Genomic DNA, 9,720 nt, shown 5'->3' on the forward strand with positions numbered 1-9,720 from the left:
CCATCGCAGGTTCCTTCAGGACAGGGCGAGGTTGTTGATCTGCAGGATCGGCAGCAGGATCGACAGGACGATCAGGGTGACGATCCCACCCATGATCAGGATGATGACCGGCTCGAGCAGGCTGAGCGCGACGGCCGTGAAGGTGTTGAATTCGCGCTCCAGGTATTCCGAGGCGCGCTCCAGCATCACGTCGACACCGCCACTGCTCTCACCGCCGGCCGTCATATAGATAAGCAGCGGTGGGAAGACGTCGGCGCGGCGCATGGCGGTCGATAGGCTTCCCCCCTCCTCGATGGTGACGGCCATCTCTTCGGTGGCCTGCCGCAGCACCCGGTTGCGGACGGTGGGCGCGGTGATGCGCAGGCCCTCCAGGACGGGCAGGCCGCCGCTGATCATGGTGGCCAGGGTCCGCGCCAGGCGCGCGGCGTGCAGGTCGCCAATGAGCTTCCCGAAGATCGGCAGGGTCAGGAGGGCGCCGTCCACCCGCAGGCGGAAGGCGGGCCGTTGCAGGGCGCGCGCGAACAGCCCTCCCCCGACGATCAGCAGCAGCAGGGCCAGCCAGCCCCAGTCGCGCATGCCGGTAGAGATGACGATGACCACCCGGGTCAGCAGCGGCAGGGTCTGGCCCATCGACTCGAACTGCTCGACCACCTTGGGCACCACGAAGGTCATCAGCGCGATGACCACCGAGACCGCGGTGACCGCCAGGGCGGCCGGATAGACCAGGGCCGTCACCACCTTGCCCCGCGCCTGCTCGTCCCGCTCCAGCAGGTCGGCCAGGCGCTGAAGGATCGACGGCAGGGCGCCGGAACTCTCGCCGGCCGCCACCATGGCGCGGTAGAGCGCCGGAAACGACTTCGGCTCCCGCGAGAGGGCCGCCGATAGTCGGTGGCCCTCCAGCACCGCGGCGTGGACCGTCGACAGGACCTGGCGCACCTGGGGCCGGTCGGCCTGCAGGGCGATGGTCCGCAGGGCTTCCTCCAGCGGCGCCACGGCGATCAGCGTGGCCAGCTGTCGCGTGACCAGGGCCAGGGCCTTGGCGCCGAGCCGGGGTCCGAACAGGGCCGGCCCGCTGCGGGCGCGGCTGTCGGCGCGCGCCGGGGCCAGCCGGGTGGGGACCAGCTTGCGGCTCTCCAGCTCCTGGCGCGCGACGCGCTCGCTGGCCGCCGAGATCACCCCTTTGCGGATCCGTCCGGCCCCATCGAGGGCGTCGTACTCAAACGCCGACATCGCTCGCCGTCTCCTGGCGGGTGACCCGGATCGCCTCCTCGACAGTGGTGATCCCGGCCGCGACATAGCTGCGGGCTTCCTGGGTCAGGGCCGGCGCGGCTTCGAAGGCGATGGCGGCGATCTCGTCCTCGCTGGCGTTCTCGCTGATCAGCCGGCGGATGCGGTCGTCGATGCGGACCGCCTCATAGACCCCGATCCGGCCGACATAGCCGGTCTGGTTGCAGGCCGGGCAGCCCGCGGCGCGATAGAGGGTGTCGCCCTCGCAGACCCCGGCCAGGCGGGCTGAGGCGGGATCGGCCGGCTCGGGCTTGCGGCAGACCTGGCAAAGGCGGCGCACCAGGCGCTGGGCCACGATGACCCGCAGGGTGGAGGCCAGCAGGAAGGGTTCGATGCCCATGTCGCGCAGCCGGGTGATGGCGCCCACGGCGTCGTTGGTGTGGACCGTCGAGAGCACCAGGTGGCCCGTGAGGCTGGCCTGGACCGCGATCTGGGCGGTCTCGGCGTCTCGGATCTCGCCCACCATCACCACGTCGGGATCCTGGCGCAGGATCGCCCGCAGTCCGGCGGCGAAGGTCATGCCGACCTTGGTGTTGACCTGGGTCTGGCCGATTCCGGACACGGCGTACTCCACCGGGTCCTCGATGGTCAGGATATTGCGGCTGGCCTCGTTGAGCACGCCAAGGCCGGCATAGAGCGAGGTGGTCTTGCCCGAGCCGGTGGGCCCGGTCACCAGGATGATGCCGTTGGGTTCGCGCAGGGCGGCGCTGAAGGTGGCCAGCACCGAGGGCGTCATGCCGAGATCGGCCAGGCCCAGGCCCGCCTGCGCCTGATCCAGGATCCGCATCACCACCCGCTCGCCGGCCCGCGACGGCAGGGTCGAGACCCGGACGTCGAGTGAGCGCCCCCCCAGGGACAGCGAAATCCGCCCGTCCTGCGGCACGCGCTTCTCGGCGATGTCCAGCCGGGCCATGACCTTGACGCGGGAGACCAGCAACGGGGCGAGACGCTGCGACAGGCTGAGCACTTCGCGCAGGACCCCGTCCACCCGGAAGCGCACCACCAGGCTGGCGTCGAAGGACTCGATGTGGATGTCCGAGGCCCCAAGCCGCACCGCCTCGGCGATCAGGCCGTTGATCAGGCGGATGATCGGCGCGTCATCCTGGGCGTCCAGCAGGTCGGCGGTGACCGGGATGTCGTCGACCAGTCCCTCCAGGCCGCCGGTGAGTTCAAAGTCCTCGGCGCCGGTCGACAGCCCCTCGCCGCCATAGCTCTCCGACAGCCGCCGCTCGAAGTCGGTCCGCGACAGGGCCTGCACCTTCAGGGGCCTGCGCAGGGCGCGGCGCACCTCCACCAGCACCATCGGATCGGCGCCTTCGCGCAGACCGACATGAGCCAGGTCGTCCACCTCCAGCAGCACGACGCCGTTCTGCTTGGCGAACCCGTAGGCGAGCAGCGGCGCCGCTGTCATCGGGGCGCCGGCAGCTGACTGGGCGGGGGCGGCGCCGCGGGCATGGGCGCGCTGACCGGCGGGGCGGCGCGCATGTATTCGCGGACCAGTTGATCGAGTTCGCTGATCCCGTCCTTGCTCCGGGCCGCCTGCTGGTCGCGGATGTAGCCGTAGCGTGTGGCGGTGACCGCGCGCGCCTCGGCGGCGCTGCGGACGATGGTCGGCCGGATGAAGACCATCAGGTTGGTCTTGCCGCCCTGGCGCGCCGTGCTGCGGAACAGATGGCCCAGGCCCGGGATGTCGCCCAGCAGGGGGATGCGCTCCACGGAGGTCCGCTCGTTCTGATCGAGCAGCCCGCCAAGGACGATGATTTCGCCGTCGTCGACGCTGACCGTCGTCTCGATCTCGCGCTTGTTCAGGATCAGCTCGTTGAAGTTCTCGCTCACCGGCCCGGCGACGCTGGAGACTTCCTGGCGCAGGAACAGGGTGATGGCGCCCCCGGCGTTGATCTGGGGCTTCACCTCCAGCTGCACGCCGACGTTCTGCCGCTGGATGGTGCGGAAGGGGTTGGCGTTGGCGTCGCCCAGCACCTCGCCCGTGGTGATGGGGACTTCCTGACCCACCAGGATCTTGGCCTCCTGGTTATCCTGGGTCAGGATCGAGGGGGTCGAGAGCAGGTTCGAGGCGGTGTCGTTCTTCACCGCGTTGACGATGAACCCGAACAGCGCGTCGTCATTGATCCGCCCGCCGCCGCCGGTGATGACCCCGTTGGCGCCCAGCAGGGACTTCAGGGCGGTGTCGCGCAGCAGGGCCAGGGTCGAGGAGTCTTCCGGCAGATTCTCCTGGGCCGCCAGGGCGCCGGTGATCGCCATCAGGTTGGGGGCGCTGTTGGAGTAGTTGGTGGCCATGAAGGGGACGCTGGAGCCGTTGGTCCCGGCCAGGGCGAACTGCACCCCCAGGCGCTTGGCGGTGTCGTCGGAAACCTCCACCACGATGGCCTCTACCAGCACCTGCTGGCGGCGCGTGTCCAGCTGTCGGATGACCTCGGCCAGCGTCCGCTGGGTCTCCGGGTCGGCGGCGATGACGATGGCGTTGGCTCCGGCGAAGCGGGCGATGTTGGCCCGCGCCGCGCCGCCGCCGATGGCCGCGCCCGTCGCCGCTGTCGTGGCGGCGGCAGGCGTGGAACCGGCCGAACCTCCGGCGGTGGCCGGGGCGCTCACGGTCTGGCCGACCAGTTGTTGCAGCACCGGCAGCAGCTGATCGGCGTTGGCGTGCTGCAGCTGGATCACGCGGATATCGCTGCTGGACTCCGCCCGGCGGTCCAGGTCGGCGATGGTGGCCAGCAGGGGCCGGATGGTGGCGGCGTCGCCCCGCAGGATCAGCGAATTGCTGCTCCCCACCACCACCACCGACACCACGCCGTTGCGGGCGCCGGCGGCCTCGCCGGGCGCCTTGAGCAGTTCGTTGATCACCTCGCCCATCTCGCGGGCCGAACTGCTGCGCAGGGTCACGGTCTCGGTGACGCTGCTGTCCTGGTCGATCTGCGAGAGCAGGGTTCGGATCCGCCGAAGGTTGTCGGCGTAGTCGGCCACCACCAGCAGGTTCCCGCGGCGGCTGGGCAGGATGACGCCCTGGCGGCCGACCAGGGGCTTCAGGGTCTCGGCCGCCGACGCCGCGTCCAGGGTGCGCAGACGGAACACCTGGGTGGCGAACCCGAGCCCGCCGCCGGCCGAGCTGGGCTGCGAGGCGACGCCCTCTTCCGGGGCGATGCGATAGGCGCCGGTTCCGGTGGGAATGGCCACCAGGCCGTTGGCCCGCAGGGTCGACAGCATGACCTCGAACAGTTCGGTCCTCGACAGCGGCTCCTGGCTGACCACGCTGACGCGGCCCTGGACCCGCGGGTCGATGACGAAGGTCTGGCCGGTGGCGCGGGCGACATCCTGGATGAAGGCGCGGATGTCGGCGTCGCGCAGGTTGATGACCTGTTCCTGGGCCAAGACAGGCGCGCCGGGCGCGGCGGCGAGCAGGGCTGCGGAAAGGATGAGTGAGATGATGCGTTTCACTGGGGCGCCGTTCTTAGCCGGGTGGTCATGGGCTGGCCGTTGCGCGCGAAGCGAACTTCGACGTCAGCGGCCTTGGCGAGCAGGTCCGGCAGCTCGCTGAGCCGTTCCGGATTGAGGTTGGAGCCGTCCACGGCCAGCAGCACATCGCCGTCCTGCAGGCCGGCGCGGGCCAGGGCCTCGCCGCGTCCCCGGGCCATCACCCGGTAGCCGGTCACCCGGCCCTCCGCCATCACCGGGCTGAGGGCCGCGGCGCTCAGGAACTGGCTGGGACCAAGCCCCTGGGAAGGCGCCTGGGCGACGGGCGCGCTGGCGGGCGCCAGCACGGCGCCCATGGGCGGAGGTGGCGGCGGAGGCGGTAGCGAAGATCCGCTGGAAAACTCAAGTCGGGTGCGCGAGCCGCCGCGGGTGAGGATGACGTGATCGGCGGCCACCGCGCGCAGCACCATGCCGTTACCGACGTCCTCACCCAGGGAATAGAGGGCCTGGGCGCCGTCGGCCGTCCCCAGGATCGCCGACCCGCCGCCACCGCCGTTGGTGCGAACACCAAACAGGCTCAGGCCGCCCTCGACGGGCGCGGGACCGGCGGCAAGGGTCTGGCTCGGCTGAACGCGAAAGAAGGGATCGAAGCGCTGCAGGATGGTCAGGTCCACCGGTCGGGCGGGGGCCGCGCTGGCGTACTGTGTGACGTCGCCCATCGGACCGGCGGGGGTCGCAAGCAGCCAGGTCAGCCGGGCGGCCTGCAGGGCGAGCAGCAGGATCAGGGTTGTCTCGACAACCTGGCGGATGAGCTTAGGCGACGGGCGCCAGCTCTCCCGGCGCCAATCGTCGAACACGCGCGGCATCTATCTGTTTCCACTGGGAACGGCGCCCTCCGAACCCGGCGTTCGGCGCCTCGCTATATGACGCAGAGGCGACAGTTGTATGACGGCGCCCGGCCTGGCCGGACGCCGTCATGACAGGGCTTAGAACTTGGTGCTGACGCTCACCGAGAGGCTGCGACCCATTTCGTACTGGTTGGCGTAGACCTTGCCGGCGCCGAGTTCCTGGAACTCTTCGTAGTCCTCGCCCAGCAGGTTGCGCGCCTTCAGACCCAGTTGCAGGTCATGGTCGCGCACGGTCACCGTCTTGCGATAGGTGAAGTCCAGCATGACGCCAGGGCTCTGGATGAGGTCCGGCTGCCCAGGGCGGCCGCGGGCGGAGATGCGGTCGCCGACATAGGTGACCAGCAGGGTCGCCTGTGACTGCGCCTCTTCGTCCTCGTAGCCGAACTGGGCGTTGGCCAGGTGCTCGGACTGGCCCTGCAGGGCGCTGCCGTCCTTCACATAGTCCTGGGCCAGACGAGAGGAGCCGCCGCCCGCGAGCGGGTAGACCAGGTCGCCGGCCTCAACCTGCACTTCGGACTTGGAGTAGGTGTAGTTGAGCCCCACCAGCCAACGCTTGCTCGCCAGCCAGCCGGTCTCCATCACCGGATCGAAGTACTTCTTGATCTCGACCTCGGCGCCATAGAGGCGGGCCTTGGGGGCGTTGATATAGGTCTGCTGCACCGTCGCGCCGGACTCGTTGACCACCGCCTCAACCGGCTTCTCCAGGTCCTTGTAGAAGACGCCCAGGGTCACGAACTGATCGGAGTCGAAGTACCACTCGTAGCGGGCGTCGAAGTTCAGCAGCTCGGTGTCCACCAGATAGGGGTTGCCGATGAACAGGCGATCCAGTTCGGGGTCCAGGTACTGCTGGGGCGCCAGCTCGCGGAACTGCGGGCGGGCGATGGTCTTCGAAGCGCCGAGGCGCAGCTGCATGTCCTCGGCGAAGTTCCAGGTGACCGTCGCGGCGGGCAGCCAGTACTGGTTCTCAAGGGCCGGCGGCGCGACGGGGGGGACCCCGCCGAACAGGTCCACCGGGGTCACGCTTTGCGTCGCGTCCTCGTAGCGGATGCCGACCGCGGCGCGGACCAGGGGAAGTACTTCGGCGTCCACCTGGGCGTAGGCGCCCTGGACTTCCAGAGCCGCGCGGTAAGCGGCCGCGCCCTCCGAGCCGGTGGTCTCGCGGACCACCAGCAGGTTGGGGCCGATGTTGAAGTCCGAAAGCAGGTAGTCGACGCGCTGGCGACGCACGTCCTGGGGCAGCGAGTTGTTCAGCGCCAGGAAGCGGTACTCGCGGGCCTCGGCGTGGCGGTCGTTGTCGGAATAGGCCAGACCGCCGCTGAGGATCGCCTCGCGGGCGTCCGACAGGGGCACGGTGTACTTGAAGTCGATGCCGGCGCTGGCGACGGTGTCTTCGACCTCGCTGAAGCGGGTGTAGTTCTGTTCCTGCGAGGCGTTGTGCTCGTAGACGCCGTTCACCAGACGATAGCGGATGCCCTTTTCATAGGGGGCGTCGCGGGTGCTGCGGGCGTAGGCCGCGCGCCAGTCGATCTCGAACTGCCCGAACTCGTGGGCGCCCACCAGCTGGGTGTTGCTCAGCGAGCGCTCGAACCATTCGGTGTAGTCGTCGCGGACATTTGCGCCGGCCAGATCGTCGTAGCCGACCCGGCTGCGGGCTTCCTTGGTGGTGGAGTGGACGTAGAAGTTGGTCCACTTGACCTCGTGGTCGCCCCACTGAAGGCTGGCGCCCAGCAGGCCGTTCAGCACGATGTCGTTCTGGGTGGAGCGGTAGTCGTAGTCCGTACGGACCTCGATGTTGCCGGCCTGGACGAAGCCCTCCTGCTGGATGCCGACCCGGGTGCGCCAGGCGTTGTCGAAGCCGGCGACCGCGATCAGGCCAAGCGTGCCGAAGCCGAGGTCGAAGGTCCGGCCGGCGCTGACGTCCACGCTGTAGTCGAAGTCGATGTTGCTGTTCTTCTGCAGCAGGTTCATCGGGGCGTTGTTGAAGCTCTGGCCGATCGTCTGCAGCTGGGCCGGCGTGAAGTTGGAGTCCGTCAGGCGCTTGCGGTCGGCGAGCGCCGCCGCGAGCGGGCCGGGCGTTTCGCGGGCGCCGTCGTCATAGCCGGTCCAGTCGGTGTCGGAGCCGTAATAGGTCAGCCCGTCCTTCTGGGTGGTCTCGCTGTTGGCGCCGACGCTGAACCCGAAGGAGAAGAAGGGCTCCACCGGCGTCGAGATGGTCTTCAGGTCGATCACCCCGCCGCCGAACTCGCCGGGATAGCTCGCCGAATAGGTCTTCTGGACCACCGTGCTCGCCAGGATGTTGCTGGGGAACAGGTCCAGCGGGACAACCCGCTGCAGGGGCTCGGGGCTCGGCAGGGGCGAACCGTTGAGCAGGGCCGACGAATAGCGCTCGCCGAGGCCGCGGACATAGACGAACCGGCCACTGACCAGGCTGAGGCCCGACATGCGGGTCAGGGCGACGGCGGCGGTGTCGTCACCGGCGCGCTTCAGGTCCTCGATGGTGAGAACCGAGGACACCTCGGAGGTCTCGCGCATGACGTCGGGGATGAAGCGGCCGAGCACCGTCAGTTCTTCAACCTCGGTCTCAGCGGCGGGCGACGCAGCTTGAGCAAGGGCGACTTGAGGGGCGAGGAGCGCCGTGGTCGCGAGCAGGAGCGCGCTCAGCGAGAGATGGGAGGTCTTCATGTTCGGAGCCTTGTCTGTGTCAACGGGACGAAGTTGAGCGGCGGCGAAAATCGCCGCCGCCCGCTCCGCATCAGCAGGTCGAGCCGGCCGTGAGGCCGCAGGTCCAACCGAGCCACCAGGTGTCGGTCGAGTTGCGCACGGCGCCGATGTAGGTGACCGCGGTGAAGGCGGGGTTGATCGCCGTCAGGTTGGTGGCGACCACCGCGTTCTCGTTGGCGCCGTTGATGAAGTCGCTCGTCAGGGTCGACGTCCCGTTGGAGGTGTTGTTGGCGCCGGCGCCGAACATGGCCTGGATGGCGGCCGCGCCGACGTTGGAGTCTTCACGGAAGGCCACCGGGCAGGACATGTAGACCGAGCTGAAGGTCGCCTTGGTCACCGCGTCGTCGATGTCGATACAGGCGACCGTGGAGGCCGCCGGGGCGGTGAGCACGCTGTTGTACAGGCGGGCGTCGGTGCCGGTGTTGAGCACGTAGTTGTCGTTGCCGCCGGTGCGGCCGATCGCCGTCACGTTGGCGAACTGCGGGGTGGAGGGCGGCTGGCGGTTGTTGGCGTTGCTGGTCTCGAAGACCCGGTCGCCGCCGTTGGCGCGCTTGCGGACGATCACGAACTGGACCGTGCCCTTGAAGCCGCTGTCGGTGTCGAGGTCGTCGTCGTCATTGCCCGTGAGGACCAGGTGCTTGGCGTTCACCGTGCCGCCGAACCACTCGATGCCGTCGTCGGAGCTGTTGTGGACCTGGACGTAGTCGACCAGCGTTCCGCTGCCGACGCCGGCCAGGGTGATGCCGTTCAGCTCGTTGTTCGGGAGGATCTGGAAGCCGGAGTGCTGGACGCGGAAGTAGCGCAGGACACCGGAGTTGTCGGTGTTCGAGCTGCCGCCGTAGAAGGCGTTGGTGCCCTCGACCTGGGCCTCGCAGGTGGCGCTGCCATAAGGCGTGGTGCCGGGGCAGTTGTTGATGTTGGCTCGGCCCAGGACGACGAGGCCGCCCCACTGACCGATCGAGTCGACCCCGGTGGTGCCCTCGATGCTCTGCTTGCTGGTGAAGATGATCGGCTGGGCGGCGTTGCCGTCGGCGAAGATCTGCGAGCCGCGGTTCACGACGATGTAGTCCAGGCCCGCCGAACCGAACAGGCGGACCCCGGCGTCGACCGAGAGGACGCCCTTGACCGCGCCAGCCTTGGGAGCCGCCGCGTCGCCGCCCATGTCGTCGCCCACGTCCACCCGTCCGGTGACGGAGTAGACGGTCCCGGCGCGGAGCGGCAGGTTGAGGGTGCCGGTGATCTTGGCCGGCAGTTGGCAGTTGCGCAGGGTCCCTGCGGCCACGGTGCCGACGTTGGTGGTGCCGGTGGGGCAGTCAGCCGCCGCGCCCGTGCCCGTGCCGCCGCCCGTGCCGCCGCCGCCCGTGCCGCCGCCGGT

Annotated in this window: 6 protein-coding genes; all 6 read right to left on the reverse strand. The window is 69.3% G+C overall.

Translation table 11 applies throughout. From position 1 onward, the window contains the following. Window positions 1-15 precede the first annotated feature (15 nt). Window positions 16-1,230: a type II secretion system inner membrane protein GspF gene (gspF, locus tag Q8N10_RS17715; RefSeq protein ID WP_304774951.1), complete on the reverse strand. Its 1,215-nt coding sequence runs from the start codon at window positions 1,228-1,230 to the stop codon at window positions 16-18. Further along, window positions 1,217-2,698, reverse strand: coding sequence for a type II secretion system ATPase GspE (gene gspE, locus Q8N10_RS17720; RefSeq protein ID WP_304774948.1), 1,482 nt, complete (start codon window positions 2,696-2,698; stop codon window positions 1,217-1,219). The genes gspF and gspE overlap by 14 nt, the downstream gene beginning before the upstream one ends. Then, on the reverse strand, window positions 2,695-4,740 hold the full coding sequence (gene gspD, locus Q8N10_RS17725) for a type II secretion system secretin GspD (protein WP_304774945.1): 2,046 nt from the start codon (window positions 4,738-4,740) through the stop codon (window positions 2,695-2,697). The genes gspE and gspD overlap by 4 nt, the downstream gene beginning before the upstream one ends. Next, entirely contained in the window at window positions 4,737-5,582 is an 846-nt protein-coding gene (locus Q8N10_RS17730) for a type II secretion system protein N (protein ID WP_304774943.1), read from the reverse strand. The genes gspD and Q8N10_RS17730 overlap by 4 nt, the downstream gene beginning before the upstream one ends. Before the next feature lie 120 nt (window positions 5,583-5,702). Continuing rightward, window positions 5,703-8,306 carry a TonB-dependent receptor domain-containing protein gene (locus Q8N10_RS17735; protein WP_304774941.1) on the reverse strand — a complete coding sequence of 868 codons (2,604 nt, stop codon included), beginning with the start codon at window positions 8,304-8,306 and terminating at the stop codon, window positions 5,703-5,705. Between the two features lie 70 nt (window positions 8,307-8,376). After that, window positions 8,377-9,720 (reverse strand): hypothetical protein (locus Q8N10_RS17740; RefSeq protein ID WP_305663967.1); only part of this gene is annotated, 1,344 nt, incomplete at its 5' end.

Source organism: Phenylobacterium sp., assembly GCF_030693625.1.
GTDB classification, from domain to species: domain Bacteria; phylum Pseudomonadota; class Alphaproteobacteria; order Caulobacterales; family Caulobacteraceae; genus Phenylobacterium; species Phenylobacterium ferrooxidans.